Here is a 19,407-nt window from a genome sequence, read left to right on the forward strand (position 1 = left end):
CTAAGGGCTGTCCCGTAATTCCCGGTGGATAAGCGCGCGGCGTCAGATGCGGTGCATCGCAAGGCGGAGGGACGTCCGCATACTGGATATATGTGGACGTTCCGACAACGCGGCGAGGTGCCATAGCTGTCGTCGCGCGCCCGCCGGGAATTACGGGACAGCCCTTAGGGCGGGTTTCGAAAGTCCCGCCCTAGAACCCCAGCTTCCGCAGCTGCTTGGGATCGCGCTGCCAGTCCTTGGCGACCTTCACATGCAGGTCCAGGAAGACCGGCGTGCCGAGGAGTGCCTCGATGTGCTTGCGGGACTTGGTGCCGACGTCCTTCAGCCGCTGGCCCTTCGGGCCGATGATGATGCCCTTCTGGCTGGGGCGCTCGATGTAGACGTTGGCGTGGATGTCCAGCAGCGGCTTGTCCGCCGGGCGGTCCGTGCGCGGCAGCATCTCCTCGACGACGACCGCGATGGAGTGCGGCAGCTCGTCGCGTACGCCCTCCAGCGCCGCCTCGCGGATCAGCTCCGCGACCATGACCATCTCCGGCTCGTCGGTGAGGTCGCCCTCCGGGTAGAGCGGCGGGCTCACGGGGAGCAGCGGGGCGATCAGGTCGGCGAGCAGGCCGACCTGCTGGTCCTTGACCGCCGAGACCGGGATGATCTCGGCCCACTCGAAACCGAGCTCGTCGGCCAGCGCGGAGACAGCGAGGAGCTGTTCGGCCAGCGCCTTCGACTCGACCAGGTCGGTCTTGGTGATGATGGCGATCTTGGGGGTCTTCTTGATCCCCGCGAGCTCCTTGACGATGTACTTGTCGCCGGGGCCGAGCTTCTGGTCGGCGGGCAGGCAGAAGCCGATGACGTCGACCTCGGCCCAGGTGGTCCGCACGACGTCGTTGAGCCGCTCGCCCAGGAGCGTGCGCGGCTTGTGGAGGCCGGGGGTGTCGACCAGGATCAACTGCGCGTCGTCACGGTGCACGATGCCGCGCACCGTGTGCCGGGTGGTCTGGGGGCGGTTGGAGGTGATCGCCACCTTCTGACCGACGAGCGCGTTCGTGAGGGTGGACTTGCCCGCGTTGGGGCGGCCCACGAAGCAGGCGAAGCCGGCCCGGTGGGGGGAGGTGGTCTCCGCTTGCGCGGCAGCGGATTCTTGGTTCGGTCGAGCGCTCATGGCGACCATTCTCCCCGATCCCGGCGGCGTCGGAGCACAGTGGCCCGGGCGGGACGGTCACGGACCCGCCGACGCCGTACGCGTACGGCCCGGGCGGGCCCGCCGTCGCCCGGCCGCTCAGCCCGCCGTGACGCGGACCCGCAGCGTGCCGTCGGGACCCGCCAGCAGCACCGGGGTGTCCCGTCCGCCGAGGTCCCGCACCGCGGCCCGGTCGTCGTCGGAGGGTGACTCGGCGGCGGAGACGACCGCGGCCGCCTCCAGCGAGGTGGCGCCGCTGGCCACCGCCATGGCGACGGCGGTCTGCAGGGCGCTGAGCTTCAGCGACTCCAGCGCCACCGTGCCCGCGACATACGTACGTCCCGTCTCGTCGCGTACGGCCGCGCCCTCGGGCACGCCGTTGCGGGCACGGGCGCTGCGCGCCAGGGTGACGATCTTGCGGTCCTCGGCGTCGAGCTCCGTGGTGTCGGTCATGGAACGAGCATACGAAGCGCACGGAGCCCCGCACAGGCCGCCCCGGCGCCGGGAGGGTCCGGCCGCCCCGGAAGGGCGCGTCCTCTACGGGCGGTCCAGGCGCAGCCGTTCCGCCTTCGGGAGTCCGGCGACCACCAGGTCGTAGGAGTCCTCGACCAACTCGCGCAGGAGCCGGTCGGGGACACCGGAGACGGTGACCGTGTTCCAGTGGCGCTTGCTCATGTGCCAGCCGGGCACGATCGCGGGGTGCGTCCCGCGCAGCCGGATCGCCTCGTCCGGATCGCACTTGAGGTTGATGGTGAGCGGCCGCCCGTCCAGCGCGGTGAGGGCGAACATCTTCCCGAGCACCTTGAAGACGGAGGTCTCCGGGCCGAACGGGAACTCCTCCACGCTCGCGTTGAACTCCAGGCAGAAGGCCCGCAGCCGCTCCGGCGTCATTCCGCTTCCTTCTCCTCGGGTTCCTTGTGCTCCGGCTCCACGAGCACCGTGACGATCTTGTTCCGGCGGCCGGCGGGGGATTCCGCGGTGAGCCGGAGCTTGCGGCCGTCGGGCAGCTCGACGGCCGCGGACGCGCCGGCGATCGGGACCCGGCCGAGCGCCTTGGCGAGCAGGCCGCCGACGGTTTCCACGTCCTCGTCGTCGTACTCGTCGAGGCCGAAGAGGTCACCGAGGTCACCGATGTCGAGCCGGGCGGTGACCCGGTAGCAGCCGTCCTCCAGCTCCTGGACGGGCGGCAGCTCCCGGTCGTACTCGTCGGTGATCTCGCCGACGATCTCCTCCAGGATGTCCTCGATGGTGACGATGCCCGCGGTGCCGCCGTACTCGTCGATGACGACCGCGACATGGCTGCGGTCCTGCTGCATCTCGCGCAGCAGGTCCCCGGCGTTCTTGGTGTCGGGGACGAAGGCGGCGGGGCGCATCGCGGTGGAGACGGGGTCGGCCTCGGACTCGCGGTTGATGTGCGTCTTGCGGACGAGGTCCTTGAGGTAGACGATCCCGACGACGTCGTCCTCGTTCTCGCCGGTGACGGGGATCCGGGAGAAGCCGGAGCGCAGGGCGAGGGTGAGGGCCTGGCGGATCGTCTTGTAGCGCTCGATGGAGACGAGGTCGGTGCGCGGCACCATGACCTCGCGGACCAGGGTGTCGCCCAGCTCGAAGACGGAGTGCACCATGCGGCGCTCGTCGTCCTCGATGAGCGACTCCGCCTCGGCGAGGTCGACCATGGCGCGCAGCTCGGCCTCGCTGGCGAACGGGCCCTTGCGGAATCCCTTGCCCGGGGTCAGCGCGTTGCCGACGAGGATCAGCAGCTGCGGGATCGGCCCCATGATCCTGGCCAGCGGCAGCAGGACGTACGCGGAGGCCGTGGCCGTGTTCAGCGGGTGCTGGCGGCCGATGGTGCGCGGGGAGACGCCGATGGCGACGTAGCTGACGAGCACCATCACGCCCATCGCGACGGCCAGCGCCTCCCAGGTCTCGGGCAGTTCCTGGAGGCAGACGTAGGTGACGAGCACCCCGGCCGACATCTCGCAGGCGACCCGCACCAGCAGGGCGACGTTGAGATAGCGGGTCGGGTCGGCGGCGATCTGCGCCAGCTTCGCGCTGCCGCGCCGGCCGGACCGGACCGCCTCGTCCGCCCGGAAGCTGGAGGTGCGGGCGATACCGGCCTCCGCGCAGGCGGCCAGCCAGCCGACCACGACCAGCAGCACGGCGCCGATGATCAGGGGCGCGCTCACGAGACGGTGGGGGCGGGGGACGCGCCGGTGAGCCCGTGCTCCCCGCGCCAGCCGTCCACGATGGCGGCCTGGAGACCGAACATCTCGGCCTTCTCGTCCGGCTCCTCGTGGTCGTACCCCAGCAGGTGCAGCACGCCGTGGACGGTCAGGAGCTGGAGCTCCTCGTCCATGGAGTGCTGCGTCGGGGCCTCTTCGCCCTGCTTCTTCGCGACCTCCGGGCAGAGCACGATGTCACCGAGGAGCCCCTGCGGGGGCTCCTCGTCGTCCTTGGCCGGCGGACGCAGCTCGTCCATCGGGAAGGACATGACATCGGTCGGGCCGGGGAGGTCCATCCACTGGATGTGCAGCTGCTCCATGGCGTCGGTGTCCACGACGATCACCGAGAGCTCGGACAGCGGGTGGATCCGCATCCGGGCCAGTGCGTAGCGGGCGATGTCGAGGATCGCCTGCTCGTCGACCTCGGTTCCGGACTCGTTGTTGACGTCGATCGACATGGTGCGCTGCGACTACTTCCCTTTACGGCGGTCGCGTCGGCCGTCTTCGCGGCCTTCCGCCTGACCGTCCTGCTGACCGTTTCGGCTGTCGTACTTCTCGTACGCGTCGACGATACGGCCGACGAGCTTGTGCCGGACGACATCCTGGGAGGTGAGCCGGGAGAAGTGCACGTCGTCCAGGCCCTCCAGGATGTCCTGGACCTGCCGCAGCCCGCTCTTGGTGCCGCTCGGCAGGTCGACCTGGGTGACGTCACCGGTGATGACGATCTTCGAGTCGAAGCCGAGGCGGGTGAGGAACATCTTCATCTGCTCGGCGCTGGTGTTCTGCGCCTCGTCGAGGATGATGAACGCGTCATTCAAGGTACGTCCACGCATGTACGCCAGCGGCGCGACCTCGATCGTGCCCGCCGCCATCAGCCGCGGGATCGAGTCGGGGTCGAGCATGTCGTGCAGGGCGTCGTAGAGCGGGCGCAGATACGGGTCGATCTTGTCGAACAGGGTGCCCGGGAGGAAACCGAGCCGCTCCCCCGCCTCGACCGCGGGCCGGGTCAGGATGATCCGGCTGACCTGCTTGGACTGGAGTGCCTGGACGGCCTTGGCCATGGCGAGGTAGGTCTTGCCCGTACCGGCGGGGCCGATGCCGAAGACGATCGTGTGCTGGTCGATCGCGTCGACGTACCGCTTCTGGTTGAGCGTCTTGGGGCGGATGGTGCGGCCGCGGTTGGAGAGGATGTTCTGCGTGAGCACCTCGGCGGGCGTCTCGGCCCCGGGCTCCGCCCCTCCGCCGGCCGCCTTGAGCATGGCGATCGACCGTTCCACTGCGTCCTCCGTCATCGGCGCTCCGGTGCGGAGCACGAGCATCATCTCGTTGAACAGGCGTTGGATGAGAGCGACGTCGGCGGCCTCGCCCGTGGCACTGATCTCGTTGCCCCGGACGTGGATGTCGGCCGCCGGGAAGGCCTCTTCGATCACGCGCAACAGCGAGTCACCCGATCCCAGGAGCATCACCATGGGGTGTGCGGCCGGGATCCTGATCTGGGCACGCGCCTGCGGCTGTGTGGGTGTGTGAGTCATGGGCCGGCCCTCGGGCCTGCGCATACCTCCCGTTGCAGGGTTCTCGCTGCTCGACAACCTCCGGATTACCAAGCCTACGACCTGCCGGTGACAACACCGAGAGGTTTTACCGGTCGTGTGTGCGACCCGGCCCGCCCCCGCTCACTGGCGGAAGCCGATCGTGGGAACCGCGCGCCGCAGCGGCCAGGCGCGGGCCGTGGTGGGCAGCAGGTCGTCCAGGAAGGCGTAGCGCTCCAGGGCGGCGGGGTCCTGGTCCGCGCAGGTACGGATCAGCTGCCACCAGGCGGCGACCTCGGCCCAGCCGGGGGCGGAGAGCGAGCCGCCGAACTCCTGGACCGAGAGGGCGGCGGTGAGGCCGGCGAAGGCGAGCCGGTCGGCGAGCGGCCAGTCGGCGAGGGTGCCGGTGACGAAGCCGGCGACGAAGACGTCTCCGGCGCCGGTGGGGTCGAGCGCCTCCACCTCGATGGCGGGCACGGCCGCGGCGACGCCGGTGCGGCCGTCGACGGCGTACGCGCCCTCGGCGCCCAGGGTGACCACGGCGAGCGGGACGCGTTCGGCGAGCGCGTGGGCGGCGGCGCGCGGGCAGTCGGTGCGGGTGTAGCGCATCGCCTCCTCGGCGTTGGGCAGGAACGCCTCGCAGTGCGCCAGGTCGGGCAGGGCGTCCAGGTCCCAGCGGCCGGTCTCGTCCCAGCCGACGTCGGCGAAGATCAGCGCGCCGTTCCGGGCGGCGGCGGCCACCCAGGGCTCGCCCCGGCCCGGGGCGAGCGAGGCGATGGCGGCGCGGGCGCGCGGCGGGCAGTGCGGGAAGGCCGGGGCGGGGACGGGGGCGGGGGTTCCGGCGGCCGGGGCGGCTCCGGTGGACTTGGGAGTTCCGGTGATGGCGGCTCCGGTGGGGGCGGGTGCCTCGTGGCCGTGCGAGACCATCGTGCGCTCGCCCTCGTACGCCATGGAGACGGTGACCGGGGAGTGCCAGCCGGGGACGGTGTGCGACATCGACAGGTCGATTCCCTCGCCCTGTTCGAGGGCGTCCCAGCAGTACTCCCCGTAATGGTCGTCGCCGAAGGCGGCGGCGAGCGAGGTGTGGAGGCCGAGGCGGGCGAGGGCGGTGGCCATGTTGGCGACGCCGCCGGGGCTGGAGCCCATGCCACGCGCCCAGGACTCGGTCCCGCGCACGGGGGCGCTGTCCAGCCCGGTGAAGATGATGTCCAGGAAGACCGGGCCCGTCAGGAAGACGTCGCAGGCGGGGTCCCGGGGGGCGCGCAGCGCCTGTAGCGGGTCGATACCCGGAGTGTCTGTGCTCACCGTGCGCTCCCGGGGTCGTGCGGCGGATCTCGGCGGGATCCGGACCGTGTGAGGTGCGGCCAGTCTGCCCGATGCGCCCGAGGGAACGCAGCGCTCCGACGAGGGAACGCAGTGTCAGCGGCCATATGTTCGCAGGACGCCTGACCTGCATAAACATGCGCTAATACCCGGGGTTTTGCTGCATAAACACATAAGTGACCCGGATCACAGCGCGGCGGCTTTCGGGGAGTCGGAAGCGCTTGATACAAATTGCCCCGCGAGCACCTTCGGGGCCTTCTCCGACGAGAGCCGCACATCTTCAGCATCTCGCTGCAAACCACTGCACCACCTCATGCCTTCGCATGCCCACGCTCGCTTCGCTGTGCCCTGCTCCGCCCTGCTCCCCCCTGCTCCACCCCCTCCCCTCCCCCCTGCCTGCTCAGGCATGTCTTCAGGAACGCCCATGTCCTCGCGCCCTGGCGCCGCGTGGCCCCTGGTGGCCGTGTTCACCGCCGGTTACCTCGCCTCCTACCTGCTCCCCACCGTCGTCGGCCGGCTCAGCGCCCATCTGGGGCTGAGTCCCGCCCAGGCGGGCCTCGTCGGCAGCGCCCTGCTCCTCAGCTCGGCCGGCGCCGGCTTCTCCCTGGCGGGCCGGGTCGAGCGGTACGGGGCACGCACCCCCGCCCGCGTCGGACTGGTGCTGGCCGCCGTCGGCTACGGCTGCGCCGCGCTCGCGGGGTCCGTACCGCTGGTGGTGCTCGGTGTGGTGATCGGCGGCTTCGGCTCCGGCACGGCGACGGCGGTCGCCGCGGCCGGGATCGCCGCCCGGCGCGACCCGCACCGGACGTCCTCGCTCGGGCTGCTCGCCGTGTCCGCCACCGCGGGCGTCCTCTATCTGACGATCCCCCACCTGGGCGGCGGCCACCGGCTTCCGTTCGCCGCGATCGCCCTGGTCGCCCTGCTGGTCTGGCCCGCGACCGCCCGGCTCGGCGGTGCGACGACGGCGGAGGAGACCGTCTCACCGGTCACCGGCCGGCTCCCGCACCGTCGCTCCGGGCTCGTTCTGGCGGGCGGCATGCTCGTCTGGTCCATGGCGCAGAACGCGCTGTGGGGCGTGAGCAGCCGCATCGGCCTGGTCCAGGCGGGGCTGTCCGAGGTCACCGTCGGCGCGGTGTTCGCCGCCGCGCTCGGCGCGGGTCTGCTCGGTGTGACGGGCGCCGGGCTGCTCGGGGCGCGGCTCGGCAGGGCGGTGCCGATCGGGCTGGGGACCGTTGTCATCTCGGCGAGCATCGTGCTCAGCTCCTCGGCCCGGGACCTCGGGTCGTTCGCGACCGGAGAGATCATGTGGAACACCGTCTACCCGGTGGTCCTCTCCTACCTCATCGGTCTTGCCGCCTCCCTGGACGCGCGCGGCCGTTGGGCGGTGCTGGCGGGCTCCGCCTCCTCCGTGGGGGTGGCCTGCGGTCCGCTGCTGGGCAGCGTGCTCTCCGAGGAGGCCGGATATCCGGTGATGGGGCTGATCCTGGGGGCGGCCACCCTGCTGGTCGCCGCCCCCGTGACCGCCGTGGCGCTGCACATCGGCGGCCGTCCGCTGGTGCCCGGTTCGGTACGCCGTCGTGGTGGCGCCCCGGCCGCCCTGCTCGCCGCCACCACCGGGAGCCTGCCCGGCGCGGTGCCGAAGCTCGGCTCACCGGAGCAGGCCGTCACGGAGCTGCGCGTACCGGCCCTGCGGCGCGGGCGGCTGGTGCGCAGCGCGATCCGGACGGCCGGTCCGGACGGCGGTTCCGGTCAGTCGAACGCGTACGCCTCGACCTCGGACAGATAGCGCGCGCGGCGCTCCTCGTCGTGGTCGAGGAAGGCCGCTTCGAAGGAGTTGCGGGCCAGGGTGCGCAGTTGCTCCGGCTTGAGGGCGAGCGCGTCGCGGACGGCGTCGAAGTTGTCCCCGGCGTATCCGCCGAAGTAGGCGGGGTCGTCGGAGTTCACCGTGCACAGGAGTCCGGCGGCCAGCATCTCCGGCAGCGGGTGGTCCGCCAGCGTGTCGACGGTGCGCAGCCGTACGTTCGACAGCGGGCAGAGCGTGAGCGGCACCCGGTCGGCGACCAGCCGCTCCACCAGCTCCGGGTCCTCCATGCAGCGCAGCCCGTGGTCGACGCGCTCGACGCCGAGGACGTCCAGGGCCTGCCTGATGTACTCCGGCGGGCCCTCCTCGCCCGCGTGGGCCACCTTGCGCAGGCCGAGCGCGGTGGCGGCCTCGTACACCTCGCGGAACTTGGCGGGCGGGTGGCCGACCTCGGCGGAGTCCAGGCCGATGGCGCTGATCCGGTGCAGATAGGGCTTCGCCGCGTCCAGGGTGCCGAGGGCCGATTCGGCGGAGAGGTCGCGCAGGAAGCACATGATCAGCTGGGTGGAGACGCCGTGCTTCTCCTCGCTGCGCTCCAGCGCCCGGCCGAGCCCCTCGATGACGGTGCCGATCGGGACGCCCCGGGCGGTGTGAGCCTGCGGGTCGAAGAAGATCTCGGCGTGCCGGACGCCCTGGGCGGCGGCGCGGGCGAGGTAGGCGTCGACGAGTTCGGCGAAGTCGTCCTCGGTGCGCAGGACGGCCATCAGCGCGTAGTACAGGTCCAGGAAGGACTGGAGGTCCGCGAACCGGTAGGCGGCGCGCAGTTCGTCGGTGGTGGAGTAGGGCAGGTCCACCTCGTTGCGCTCCGCGAGGGCGAAGGCCAGCTCGGGTTCGAGGGTGCCTTCGATGTGGAGGTGGAGTTCTGCCTTGGGGAGGTGCACGGTGTCTCGCAAACAGGGGTGGGGGCGGATCAGGGGTGGTGCCGGGTGGGGAGCGGGACCCGGATCAGGTCCTGGGCGACGGTGAGTTCGCCGTCGAACCCGGCGGCGCGGGCCTGGGTCTCGAAGAGTCCGGGGTCGCCGTAGCGCTGGGAGAAGTGGGTCAGCACGAGGTGGCGGACGCCCGATTCCTTCGCCACCCGGGCGGCCTGTCCGGCGGTCAGGTGCCCGTGGTCGACGGCCAGCTTCTCGTCCTCGTCGAGGAAGGTCGACTCGATGACGAGCATGTCGCAGCCCTCGGCGAGCGCGTACACCCCGTCGCAGAGCCGGGTGTCCATGACGAACGCGAACCGCTGTCCGCGCCGTTCCTCGGAGACCTGCTCCAGCGTGACGCCGCCGAGGACACCCTCGCGCTGGAGGCGGCCCACGTCCGGTCCGGCGATGCCGCGCTCCTTCAGCAGGGCGGGCAGCATGCGCCGGGTGTCGGGCTCGGTGAGGCGGTAGCCGTACGACTCGACGGGGTGCGAGAGCTTCGCGCTGTCCAGCGTGTACCCGGGGGTGGTGGCGAGGACTCCCCCGGTCCCGGCGACCGGGGCCTGGTTCAGCTCGACGGTCTCGCGGTAGGCGGTGGCGTACCGCAGCCGGTCGAAGAAGTGCTGCCCGCTCGCCGGGTAGTGCGCGGTCACCGGGTGCGGCACCTGGTCGAGGTTGATGCGCTGGATCACCCCGGCGAGCCCGAGGGAGTGGTCGCCGTGGAAGTGGGTGACGCAGATCCGGTCGATGTCGTGCGCGGCGACCCCGGCCCGCAGCATCTGGCGCTGGGTGCCCTCGCCGGGGTCGAAGAGGATGCCCTCGCCGTCCCAGCGCAGCAGGTAGCCGTTGTGGTTGCGGTGCCGGGTCGGGACCTGGCTGGCGGTGCCGAGCACCACCAGCTCGCGTACGGACATGGGTCGGGGGCTCCGTTATCCGGGGGGCCACTGGAGGCCGCGGCCGCCCAGGACGTGTGCGTGGGCGTGGAAGACGGTCTGGCCGGCGCCGGAGCCCGTGTTGAGGATGATCCGGTAGCCGCTGCCGTCGACCTTCTCCTCGGCGGCGACCTCTCCGGCCTCGCGCAGGACGTCCGCGGCGACGAGCGGTTCGGCGGCGGCGAGGGAGGCGGCGTCCGGGTAGTGGGCCTTGGGGATGACCAGGACGTGGGTCGGGGCCTGCGGGTTGATGTCGCGGAAGGCGACGGTGGTCTCGCTCTCGCGGACGATGGTCGCCGGGATGTCTCCCGAGACGATCTTGCAGAACAGGCAGTCGGACTGCGGCTCTCCCGCCATGGCGCCGGGCCTCCTCGTTCGCTGGTGATCGGTACAGGGGCATGCTATCCCCGGCCCGGCGGGCGTTGTTCAGCCCCAGCGCCCGGTCCGCCCGAGCAGCAGCGCGGTCGCGGCCGTCCCGGCGGTGGAGGTGCGCAGGACGCTGCGGCCGAGCCGGTAGGGGCGGGCGCCCGCCTCGGCGAAGACGGCCAGTTCCTGCGGGGAGACGCCGCCCTCCGGTCCGACGACCAGCACGAGGCTGCCGGAGGCCGGGAGTTCGGCGGTGGCGAGGGGGGTGCTGTCGTGGTCGCGGTCCTCGTGGAGGACCCCGGCGAAGTCGGCGGTGGCGAGCAGGGCGGCGACCTGCTTGGTCGTCAGCGCGTCGGTCACCTCGGGGAAGCGGACCCGGCGCGACTGCTTTCCCGCCTCCCTCGCCGTACTGCGCCACTTCGTCAGGGCCTTGGCGCCGCGCTCGCCCTTCCACTGGGTGATGCAGCGGGCCGCCTGCCAGGGCACGATCGCGTCGACGCCGGTCTCGGTCATCGTCTCGACGGCCAGTTCGCCGCGGTCGCCCTTGGGGAGCGCCTGGACGACGGTGATCCGCGGGGCGGGCGCGGGCTCCTCGTGGAGGGTGTCGAGGCCGGTGACCGTGAGCCGGTCCTTGCCCTCGGCGGTCCGCACGACGCCCTCCGCCCAGTGGCCGAGCCCGTCGGTGAGGACGACGTCCTCGCCGGGCTGAAGCCGCTTGACGGAGACGGCGTGCCGTCCCTCCGGCCCCTCCAGGACGAACTCCGGCCCGGCGGGCATCTGTTCGACGACGAAGACCGGTGCGGTCACCGGGGGCTCCTCACGCTCAGGGCCGACCGGGCGGCCTCCAGTTCGGCCACGAGCAGCTCGATCAGCTCGCCCGCGGTCACTTCCCGGGCCATCCGGTGGCCCTGTCCGGCCCACAGGGCCATGCCCTGGGCGTCCCCGGCCTTGGCGGCGGCCCTGCGCAGCCCGCTGGTGACGTAGTGGACCTGGGGGTAGGCGGCGGGGGCGTAGGGGCCGTGTTCGCGGACGAAGCGGTTGACCAGGCCGCGGGCGGGCCGCCCGGAGAAGGCACGGGTCAGCTCGGTGCGGACGAACAGCGGGTTGGTCAGGGCCTGCTTGTGCAGCGGGTGCGCCCCGGACTCGGGGCAGACCAGGAAGGCGGTGCCGAGCTGGGCGGCGTCCGCGCCCGCCGCGAGGACGGCGGCGATCTGCGCGCCGCGCATCAGGCCGCCGGCCGCGATGATCGGGATCTGCACGGTCTCGCGGACCTGGGTGATGAGGGAGAGCAGCCCGGTGCCGGTCTGGTCGAGCTGCGGGTCGTCGCGGTGGGTGGACTGGTGGCCGCCCGCCTCGACGCCCTGGACGCAGACGGTGTCGGCGCCCGCCCACTGGGCGCTCTGGGCCTCCTCGGCCGAGGTGACCGTGACGATGGTGTGGGTCCCGGCCCTGGCGAAGGCGTCCAGGGTGTCGCGGGTCGGGCAGCCGAAGGTGAAGGAGACGACCGGAACCGGGTCCTCCAGCAGGATCGCGACCTTCGCCTCGTAGCCGTCGTCGCCGCCGCTGTCCGGGTCGCCGAGCGGGGTCTCGTACCAGGCGGCCTCGCCGGCGAGCTGGTGGCGGTAGACCTCGACGGCGCTGGGGTCGGCGAGCGCGGGCTGCGGCATGAAGAGGTTGACGCCGAACGGTCCGGCGGTGAGCCGGCGCAGCTGCTTGATCTCGTTGTACATCCCGTCCGCCGTTTTGTACCCGGCGGCCAGGAATCCGAGCCCGCCGGCCTCGGCGACGGCCCCGGCGAGCTGGGGCCCGGACGTGCCGCCCGCCATAGGGGCCTGCACGATCGGATACCGGCAGAGATCGGTCAACTCGGAGGACATGACCGCATCGTGCCACGTCCCGTCCAACAGGGCCGAATCAGCCAGGCGACACCGTGACCGGTTCTCCCGCCGTACGCCGCACCGCCCGCCGGTTGTGAACCGGCGGGCGGTGCGGTGAAAGGCGGAAAGCGGTTCAGCGGCCGTTGAACGCGTCCTTCAGACGGGAGAAGAGACCCTGCTGGCCTGGCTGAAACTGACCCAGGGGCCGTTCCTCGCCGCGCAGCTTGGAGAACTCCCGCAGCAGCCGCTCCTGTTCCGCGTCGAGCTTGGACGGGGTCGTCACCTCGACGTGCACGATCAGATCGCCCCGCCCGCCGCCCCGCAGGTGGGTGATGCCCCGCCCGTGCAGGGGCACGGACTGGCCGGACTGGGTGCCGGGCCGGATGTCGATCTCCTCCAGGCCGTCCAGCGTCTCCAGCGGGCACTTGGTGCCGAGGGCCGCGGCCGTCATGGGGATGGTGACCGTGCAGTGCAGATCGTCGCCGCGCCGCTGGAACACGGCGTGCGGCAGTTCGTGGATCTCCACGTACAGGTCGCCCGGCGGGCCGCCGCCGGGGCCGACCTCTCCCTCGCCGGCGAGCTGGATACGGGTGCCGTTGTCGACGCCCGCGGGGATCTTCACGGTCAGGGTGCGCCGCGAACGGATGCGGCCGTCGCCGGCGCACTCCGGGCACGGGGTGGGCACGACCGTGCCGAAACCCTGGCACTGCGGGCAGGGCCGCGAGGTCATGACCTGGCCCAGGAAGGACCGGGTGACCTGCGAGACCTCGCCGCGACCGCGACACATGTCACAGGTCTGGGCGGAGGTGCCGGGGGCCGCGCCCTCGCCGCTGCACGTGTTGCAGACGACGGCCGTGTCGACCTGGATGTCCTTGGTGGTGCCGAAGGCCGCCTCGTTGAGGTCGATCTCCAGCCGGATCATGGCGTCCTGGCCCCTGCGGGTCCGCGAACGGGGTCCGCGCTGCGCGGCGTTGCCGAAGAACGCGTCCATGATGTCGGAGAAGTTGCCGAAGCCGCCGGCTCCGAAACCTCCCGCGCCGCCACCGCCGCCGCCACCGGCGGAGAGCGGGTCGCCGCCGAGGTCGTAGACCTGCTTCTTCTGCGGGTCCGAGAGCACCTCGTAAGCGGCGTTGATCTCCTTGAACCGCTCCTGGGTCTTCGGGTCCGGGTTGACATCCGGGTGCAGCTCGCGTGCGAGCCGACGGAATGCCTTCTTGATCTCGTCCTGAGATGCGTCGCGGCGCACGCCGAGTACGGCGTAGTAGTCCGTGGCCACTTACGACTCCGCCAGGATCTGTCCGACGTAACGTGCCACTGCGCGTACCGCTCCCATCGTTCCGGGGTAGTCCATGCGGGTCGGTCCGACCACGCCGAGTTTGGCGACTGCCTCGTCGCCCGAACCGTAGCCGACCGCGACGACGGACGTGGAGTTGAGCCCCTCGTGGGCGTTCTCGTGCCCGATCCGTACGGTCATGCCGGAGTCCGTCGCCTCACCGAGCAGCTTCAGCAGGACGACCTGTTCCTCCAGTGCTTCCAGCACCGGCCGGATCATCACCGGGAAGTCGTGTCCGAAGCGGGTGAGGTTGGAGGTGCCGCCGATCATCAGCCGCTCCTCCGTCTCCTCGACCAGGGTTTCGAGGAGGGTGGAAAGGACCGTGGACACCGTCCCGCGGTCCTCGCTGTCGAAGGATTCCGGCAGCTCCTGCACCAGGTGCGGGACATCCGAGAAGCGGCGTCCGACGACCCGGCTGTTGAGCCGGGCCCGCAGATCCGCGAGCGATGTCTCGCCGAACGGCGCAGGACAGTCGATCATACGCTGTTCCACCCGGCCGGTGTCCGTGATCAGGACGAGCATCAGCCGGGCGGGGGCGAGCGCCAGCAGTTCCACGTGCCGCACCGTCGAGCGGGTCAGCGAGGGGTACTGCACGACGGCGACCTGCCGGGTCAGCTGCGCGAGCAGCCGCACCGTCCGGCCGACCACGTCGTCGAGGTCGACCGCGCCGTCGAGGAAGTTCTGGATGGCCCGCCGCTCGGGCGACGACAGCGGCTTGACGCCCGCGAGCTTGTCGACGAAGAGGCGGTACCCCTTGTCCGTCGGGATGCGTCCCGCGCTCGTGTGCGGCTGGGCGATGAAGCCCTCGTCCTCCAGCACCGCCATGTCGTTGCGGACGGTGGCCGGGGAGACCCCCAGCCGGTGCCGCTCGGTCAGCGCCTTGGAACCGACGGGCTCCTCGGTACCGACATAGTCCTGGACGATGGCGCGCAGCACTTCGAGTCTGCGTTCGCTGAGCATCGCGCACACCTCCAGCTGTGTTTCTCGGTGTCTGTCTGGCACTCGGTGCGTTCGAGTGCCAGCAATCCCGCCGTCAGTGTACGGGGGTGGGGTGGGGCCGGGGCAAGGGCGACCGGCCACGCCCCCACGAGACCGCGCGCCGTTGCCGCTAGCGTCGTGGTATGGACGTCGCTTGGGAAGACTTCGGCTGGGAGCGGTTGGGCAACGGTATCGGCAGGCGGCGCCTTCCCCGCTGGGATGCCACCGCCGCGCTGGTCGCCGGGGAGGACGGCGCACTGCTGTACGACACCGGCGCCACGCTGCGCGAGGGCGTCGAGCTGCGGCGGCAGGCCGAGGCGCTGCTCGGGCGGAGAGTGACGCATATCGCACTGAGCCATCCGCACTTCGATCATGTGCTGGGCACCGCCGCGTTCGCCGGGGCGCAGGTGTACGGGGCGGTGGGCATCGCGGCCCTGCTGCGCGACGGGGCGGAGGGCCTGTGCGCCTCGGCGGTGCGCCACGGCGTACCGGAGGGCGAGGCGGCCCGGTCGGCGGACACGCTGGTGGTCCCGCACCACGAGGTGTGCGGCGACTGGACGCTCGACCTGGGCGGCGGCCGTCAGGTGCTCCTGGCGAACGTGGGCCCCGGACACAGCGGCCATGACCTCGCGGTGCTGGTGCCGGGCACGGACGGCGAGCCTCCGGTGGTGTTCTGCGGCGACCTGGTCGAGGAGTCGGGCGAGCCGCAGGCGGGCCGGGACGCGATCACCTCACGCTGGCCGGCCGCGCTGGAGCGGTTGCTGGCGCTGGGCGGCGAGGACGCTCGTTACGTACCGGGGCACGGGGCGGTGGTGGACGCGGCGTTCGTGCGGGCGCAGCGGGGGGCGCTGGCGGAGCGGTTCGGCGTGTCCCTCGACGCGTCCCTCGACGCGTCCCTCGACGCGTCCCTCGACGCGTCCTTCGACGCGTCCTTCGACGTGTCCTTCGACAGGGAATGAGCCCCGGACCGTCTCGCCGGTCATGGCCGGGTCCGCCACGCCCGGCGCGGTTCGGGCGAATATCGTCGTGCCCATGCGCAGCTACCAGCCGGACCTGACCCCGCCGTGGAAGAGGTCCGCCCCCGTGCCCGAGGTGTCCGCCGAGCCCGATCTGGTCGTGGAGGAGGTCTCCACCGGCTTCTGCGGGGCGGTGATCCGCTGCGAGAAGACGGCCCAGGGGCCGACGGTGACGCTGGAGGACCGCTTCGGCAAGCACCGGGTGTTCCCGATGGAGCCGCGCGGCTTCCTGCTGGAGGGCAAGGTCGTCACGCTGGTACGCCCGGCCCCCGGTGGCCCGGTGCGTCCCACCCGTACGGCCTCCGGTTCGGTGGCGGTGCCCGGGGCGCGGGCCCGGGTGGCGCGGGCGGGGCGGATCTATGTGGAGGGCCGGCACGACGCGGAGCTGGTGGAGCGGGTGTGGGGCGACGACCTGCGCATCGAGGGCGTGGTCGTGGAGTACCTGGAGGGGGTGGACGACCTCCCGGCGATCGTCGGGGAGTTCGCGCCGGGGCCCGACGCCCGGCTGGGGGTGCTGGTGGACCATCTGGTGCCCGGCTCCAAGGAGTCCCGGATCGCCGAGCGGGTGACCGGCGCGCATGTGCTGGTGGTGGGGCATCCGTACATCGACGTGTGGGAGGCGGTGAAACCGTCCTCGGTGGGGATCGACGCCTGGCCGGTGGTGCCGAGGGGGCAGGACTGGAAGACGGGCGTGTGCCGGGCGCTGGGGTGGCCGGAGAACACCGGGGCCGCCTGGCAGCACATCCTGTCCAAGGTCCGCAGCTACAAGGACCTCGAACCCCAACTGCTGGGCCGAGTGGAGGAATTGATCGATTTCGTCACCCTTCCGGACTGATGTCCGGGGTCTGATACCGGCCCGGTACCGGCGCGTTGCAGGACTGTCGAAGAGGATCTCGTGCCGATCCCTATGAATGCCTGCGCCCCACACGCACCATCGGATATTGAGGGGGAAGAACGGGCAGGCGGTTCGCGAGCCGGACGGCTCACGGGGGAAGGGCACGGGGCGATGGCGCGCGAGGTGTGGCGGGACAGTGCGGACAACGAGGCGGCCTCGGCCGTCTTCCACCTGATACAGCAGCTGATCGACCGGTACCGCGTCAACCGGCCGGTGATGCCGCTCGTCGTGGTCCAGGCGGCGGACGCCGGGGCCGGTCCGGAGATCGACGCGCGGGTGGAGCAGCTCGTACGTCAGGTGCACCGGGCCAATGAGTTACGCCGGGTGCCGGTGCGGCAGCTGGAGGGCGAGGGGGCGACCCCGTACGAGGCGGCGCTCGACATGGTGCGCACGCTCTCCGAGAAGCCGTGGGAGACCCGCGAGAACACCCAGTACAAGACCTTCTCCTTTCCCCGCTCGCGGCTGCTCGGGGCGATCGAGCAGGCCACCGCGGCGGTGGTCGAGCAGTCCGACGGGAACACCTCCGCGGTACGCGAGGAAAGGATCCTGGAACAGCTGAGCCGGCTGCGCTGGCGGTCCGGCCGGCCCCGCCGGGGCACCTGGTGGGACTCCCTGCGGCGGTCGGTGCGTCCCGAGACCTTCGTCGGCGCGCTCTTCATCGCCCTCCTCAGCGTGCTGCTGGGGGAGATCGACTGGCTGCTGACCGTGCTGGTGGCGGCCCTCGCGCTGATCGGTCTCGTCGTGGTGGGGCTGGCGAGCCGGGCCGCCCCGCCGCTGCTGTGGCTGCGGCGCGCCAGCCGGTGGTTCGCCACCACCTCGTCCCTGGCCGCGTCCAGCACCGGCCATCCGTCGGACGGCTGGTCGTGGTTGTCGCCGAGCGGTTCGTGGCGGGTGATCCGGGCGCGGGCGGCGGCGGTCGCGGAGCGGGTGGCGGACGCGGGGGCGGGAGACGAGCACGCGCGCCAGTTCCATCTGGAGCTGCGGGTGCAGGCGCTGCTGGAGGATCTGCGGCACAACTACCGCCCGCACTCCCTGGACTGGCGGCGCAGCAAGCGCACGGTCCCGCCGGTGGTGTTCCTGCCCCGGGCCACGCAGGACAACGGCGGCATCCTGCTGATCAACGCGATCAACAGCGTACGGTCGCGGCGCAGCGAGGTGGATCCGCTGCTGCTGCTCGCCTCGCTCCAGGCCCCCGAGATCATGCGGCACACCCCGCCGCTGCCCCCGGAGCGGCCGGGTCCCGGGGCGCCGACCGGTTCGTCCGGGGCGCGGGCCCGCTACGAGCGCTGGGTGGACGATCTGAGTCTTGGCCAGTCGCCGGGGGCGGCGGCGACCCTGGCGTGGGTGCTGCTGCTGCCGCTGTCCACCGAGAAGCTGACCCACGAGCACGCGCACGCGCAGCTCGTCACCCACCGGGTGCGACGGACCTGGGCGTGGTGGGTGATGTCGCGGGCGAGCGTCGCCGTGCTCGTCGTGGGCAGTCTGCTGGGGGCGTTCCTGTGGGCCGGACACTGGCGCGACACGTACTGCCACGGGCCGCTGACCGACCGCAGCACGGACGCGATCTGGGAGGGGAAGGGCAACGACCGGGAGTGCGTGGGGGTGGCGACCGCGCCCGAGGTGCTCTTCGCGCGGGGCAACGACCTGGAGCTGAACGGGGCGGGGAAGGGCATCACCTTCGAGCGGATCGAGCAGGCGATCCGGGACGAGAACGCCGACATCGAGCCGGACGACACGTACGTGACGGTCGTGTACGCCGGTCCGCTCACCGCCACGGGCAAGGACCGGGAGGCGACCCGCAAGGGCCTGGAGGAACTGACCGGCGTCTATCTCCACCAGCGGGCGGTGAACAAGACCGTGCGCCGGTCGGTGAAGCTGCGGGTGCTGACCGCGAACGGCGGCGAGGACATGCTGCGGCAGCTCACCGCCGTACGGAAGATCATCGAGGTGGCCCGGCGGGATCCGACGGTGGTCGGGGTGGTGGGCCTCGGCCGCAACACCCAGGAGAGCGAGAAGGCGGTGAAGCTGCTGCGCGAGGCCGGGCTGCCGGTGGTGAACACGACGAACTCCAGCAGCGACCTGCCCCGGGAGTTCCCCAACTACTTCGGCCTCGCGGCGACGGACGAGGAGCAGACGCATGTGCTGGGGCTGGTCGCCCGGCAGATCGCGAAGGACCTCGACCGTCCGCACGGGCTCGTGCTGTCGCGCGAGGACGTCAACGGGGACCTGGACCGGTACACCATCGAGCAGCGGGACGCGGGCCGGAAGATGCTGGACGACGCGGGCTTCGGGCTGGGCAAGGACGTGACGTACGACCTGGCGGGCGGGGCGAGCCTGAACACCCCGCTGACGACCATCTGCCGGGCCGAGCGGGTGCCCGACGCGCTGTACTTCGCCGGGCGGGTCGAGGACGTGCCGACGCTGATGCGTGGCCTGTCGGAGACCACCGGGTGCTCGGACCGGCGGATGACGGTGTTCACCGGGGACGATCTGACGAAGGGGACGTTCGACGACAGCACGTCGATCGCGGCCAACGTCACGCTCTACCACAGCTCGCTCGCCCCGTTGGACCAGGGAAACAACCTCGGCTTCTACGTGGACGCCTACCGCACACTGCGGGCGCTGCACCCGGAGCGGGAGGTCGCCGAGCTGGCGCCGGGGCGGGCGGCGTGGGAGGACGATCTGTTCGCCAGTGGGCAGACCGTCATCTCCTACAGCGCGACGGTCGCCCTGTACGACGCGGCGGCGCGCGGCGACAAGCGCCGGAGCGCGGCGGAGACCTGGGCGACGTTGCACACGGTGGACCTCAACAACATGCCGACGGGGAGGATCTCGTTCAGCCGGGCGAGGTCCTCGGTCTCCGACAACGTGCACGGCCTCAACATCGTCAAGGTGGTCCGCCCGGGGCCGAGCGCCGAGCGGACCCTGGTCTGCGGCAAGCCCGCCGGGGTCTCGCCCCCGCTGACGGCGAAGGACTGCCGTCCGTGAGG

At 71.8% G+C, this 19,407-nt stretch carries 18 protein-coding genes; 4 read left to right on the forward strand and 14 right to left on the reverse strand.

Annotation, left to right across the window (positions count from 1 at the left end; translation table 11 throughout):
- Positions 1-190: 190 nt before the first annotated feature.
- The 7 genes from era to PSQ21_RS09490 form a co-directional block, all read right to left on the reverse strand.
- Positions 191-1,165: a GTPase Era gene (era, locus tag PSQ21_RS09460; protein WP_176739489.1), complete on the reverse strand. Its 975-nt coding sequence runs from the start codon at positions 1,163-1,165 to the stop codon at positions 191-193.
- A 108-nt stretch (positions 1,166-1,273) separates the two neighbouring features.
- Complete coding sequence (locus PSQ21_RS09465) at positions 1,274-1,627, reverse strand: cytidine deaminase (RefSeq protein WP_274029996.1); 354 nt, start codon at positions 1,625-1,627, stop codon at positions 1,274-1,276.
- Between the two features lie 84 nt (positions 1,628-1,711).
- Positions 1,712-2,065, reverse strand: a complete 354-nt coding sequence (locus tag PSQ21_RS09470) for an MmcQ/YjbR family DNA-binding protein (RefSeq protein WP_274029997.1) — start codon at positions 2,063-2,065, stop codon at positions 1,712-1,714.
- Positions 2,062-3,360, reverse strand: a complete 1,299-nt coding sequence (locus tag PSQ21_RS09475; protein ID WP_097869009.1) for a hemolysin family protein — start codon at positions 3,358-3,360, stop codon at positions 2,062-2,064. The genes PSQ21_RS09470 and PSQ21_RS09475 overlap by 4 nt, the downstream gene beginning before the upstream one ends.
- Positions 3,357-3,854 (reverse strand): rRNA maturation RNase YbeY, encoded by a 498-nt coding sequence (ybeY, locus tag PSQ21_RS09480; protein WP_003969265.1) that lies wholly within the window; start codon positions 3,852-3,854, stop codon positions 3,357-3,359. The genes PSQ21_RS09475 and ybeY overlap by 4 nt, the downstream gene beginning before the upstream one ends.
- Before the next feature lie 12 nt (positions 3,855-3,866).
- Positions 3,867-4,928, reverse strand: a complete 1,062-nt coding sequence (locus PSQ21_RS09485) for a PhoH family protein (protein WP_274029998.1) — start codon at positions 4,926-4,928, stop codon at positions 3,867-3,869.
- 141 nt (positions 4,929-5,069) lie between these two features.
- A complete protein-coding gene (locus PSQ21_RS09490; protein ID WP_274029999.1) occupies positions 5,070-6,230 on the reverse strand; it encodes a carbohydrate kinase family protein in 1,161 nt (386 codons plus the stop codon).
- A gap of 442 nt (positions 6,231-6,672) precedes the next feature.
- Here PSQ21_RS09490 and PSQ21_RS09495 point away from each other — a divergent pair, with 442 nt between their 5' ends.
- Entirely contained in the window at positions 6,673-8,034 is a 1,362-nt protein-coding gene (locus PSQ21_RS09495) for an MFS transporter (protein ID WP_274030000.1), read from the forward strand.
- Here the strand turns inward: PSQ21_RS09495 and PSQ21_RS09500 are convergent.
- From PSQ21_RS09500 to hrcA, 7 genes are all read right to left on the reverse strand, one after another.
- Positions 7,998-8,990: an adenosine deaminase gene (locus PSQ21_RS09500; protein WP_274030001.1), complete on the reverse strand. Its 993-nt coding sequence runs from the start codon at positions 8,988-8,990 to the stop codon at positions 7,998-8,000. The two genes, PSQ21_RS09495 and PSQ21_RS09500, sit on opposite strands and share 37 nt — an antisense overlap.
- 29 nt (positions 8,991-9,019) lie before the next feature.
- The gene (locus tag PSQ21_RS09505) at positions 9,020-9,934 is read right to left on the reverse strand and encodes a ribonuclease Z (RefSeq protein ID WP_274030002.1); all 915 of its coding nucleotides are present in this window, start codon (positions 9,932-9,934) and stop codon (positions 9,020-9,022) included.
- Positions 9,935-9,949: 15 nt separating this feature from the next.
- Complete coding sequence (locus tag PSQ21_RS09510; protein ID WP_018961213.1) at positions 9,950-10,309, reverse strand: histidine triad nucleotide-binding protein; 360 nt, start codon at positions 10,307-10,309, stop codon at positions 9,950-9,952.
- A gap of 69 nt (positions 10,310-10,378) precedes the next feature.
- The gene (locus tag PSQ21_RS09515; RefSeq protein WP_274030003.1) at positions 10,379-11,125 is read right to left on the reverse strand and encodes a 16S rRNA (uracil(1498)-N(3))-methyltransferase; all 747 of its coding nucleotides are present in this window, start codon (positions 11,123-11,125) and stop codon (positions 10,379-10,381) included.
- Positions 11,122-12,195 carry a nitronate monooxygenase gene (locus PSQ21_RS09520; RefSeq protein WP_274030004.1) on the reverse strand — a complete coding sequence of 358 codons (1,074 nt, stop codon included), beginning with the start codon at positions 12,193-12,195 and terminating at the stop codon, positions 11,122-11,124. Before PSQ21_RS09520 ends, PSQ21_RS09515 begins: the two co-directional genes overlap by 4 nt.
- Before the next feature lie 133 nt (positions 12,196-12,328).
- The gene (gene dnaJ, locus PSQ21_RS09525) at positions 12,329-13,471 is read right to left on the reverse strand and encodes a molecular chaperone DnaJ (protein WP_274030005.1); all 1,143 of its coding nucleotides are present in this window, start codon (positions 13,469-13,471) and stop codon (positions 12,329-12,331) included.
- Positions 13,472-14,488 (reverse strand): heat-inducible transcriptional repressor HrcA, encoded by a 1,017-nt coding sequence (hrcA, locus tag PSQ21_RS09530; RefSeq protein ID WP_274030006.1) that lies wholly within the window; start codon positions 14,486-14,488, stop codon positions 13,472-13,474. It abuts the gene before it with no gap.
- 161 nt (positions 14,489-14,649) lie between these two features.
- On the opposite strand from hrcA, the gene PSQ21_RS09535 reads away from it, so the two are divergent.
- From PSQ21_RS09535 to PSQ21_RS09545, 3 genes are all read left to right on the forward strand, one after another.
- Positions 14,650-15,465: an MBL fold metallo-hydrolase gene (locus tag PSQ21_RS09535; protein WP_274030007.1), complete on the forward strand. Its 816-nt coding sequence runs from the start codon at positions 14,650-14,652 to the stop codon at positions 15,463-15,465.
- A gap of 73 nt (positions 15,466-15,538) precedes the next feature.
- Entirely contained in the window at positions 15,539-16,357 is an 819-nt protein-coding gene (locus PSQ21_RS09540) for a DUF3097 domain-containing protein (RefSeq protein WP_274030008.1), read from the forward strand.
- A 171-nt stretch (positions 16,358-16,528) separates the two neighbouring features.
- The gene (locus PSQ21_RS09545) at positions 16,529-19,405 is read left to right on the forward strand and encodes an ABC transporter substrate-binding protein (protein ID WP_274030009.1); all 2,877 of its coding nucleotides are present in this window, start codon (positions 16,529-16,531) and stop codon (positions 19,403-19,405) included.
- Positions 19,406-19,407: the final 2 nt, after the last annotated feature.

Source organism: Streptomyces sp. MMBL 11-1 (assembly GCF_028622875.1).
Lineage (GTDB): Bacteria > Actinomycetota > Actinomycetes > Streptomycetales > Streptomycetaceae > Streptomyces.

Bases quoted from the DNA above. Each gene is read 5' to 3' on its own strand.
- ybeY (WP_003969265.1), bottom strand. From the start codon at position 3,854: ATGTCGATCGACGTCAACAACGAGTCCGGAACCGAGGTCGACGAGCAG.
- PSQ21_RS09545 (WP_274030009.1), top strand. From the start codon at position 16,529: ATGGCGCGCGAGGTGTGGCGGGACAGTGCGGACAACGAGGCGGCCTCG.
- PSQ21_RS09520 (WP_274030004.1), bottom strand. From the start codon at position 12,195: ATGTCCTCCGAGTTGACCGATCTCTGCCGGTATCCGATCGTGCAGGCC.
- PSQ21_RS09505 (WP_274030002.1), bottom strand. From the start codon at position 9,934: ATGTCCGTACGCGAGCTGGTGGTGCTCGGCACCGCCAGCCAGGTCCCG.
- hrcA (WP_274030006.1), bottom strand. From the start codon at position 14,488: ATGCTCAGCGAACGCAGACTCGAAGTGCTGCGCGCCATCGTCCAGGAC.
- PSQ21_RS09465 (WP_274029996.1), bottom strand. From the start codon at position 1,627: ATGACCGACACCACGGAGCTCGACGCCGAGGACCGCAAGATCGTCACC.
- PSQ21_RS09535 (WP_274030007.1), top strand. From the start codon at position 14,650: ATGGACGTCGCTTGGGAAGACTTCGGCTGGGAGCGGTTGGGCAACGGT.
- PSQ21_RS09495 (WP_274030000.1), top strand. From the start codon at position 6,673: ATGTCCTCGCGCCCTGGCGCCGCGTGGCCCCTGGTGGCCGTGTTCACC.
- PSQ21_RS09540 (WP_274030008.1), top strand. From the start codon at position 15,539: ATGCGCAGCTACCAGCCGGACCTGACCCCGCCGTGGAAGAGGTCCGCC.
- PSQ21_RS09510 (WP_018961213.1), bottom strand. From the start codon at position 10,309: ATGGCGGGAGAGCCGCAGTCCGACTGCCTGTTCTGCAAGATCGTCTCG.
- era (WP_176739489.1), bottom strand. From the start codon at position 1,165: ATGGTCGCCATGAGCGCTCGACCGAACCAAGAATCCGCTGCCGCGCAA.
- PSQ21_RS09485 (WP_274029998.1), bottom strand. From the start codon at position 4,928: ATGACTCACACACCCACACAGCCGCAGGCGCGTGCCCAGATCAGGATC.
- PSQ21_RS09470 (WP_274029997.1), bottom strand. From the start codon at position 2,065: ATGACGCCGGAGCGGCTGCGGGCCTTCTGCCTGGAGTTCAACGCGAGC.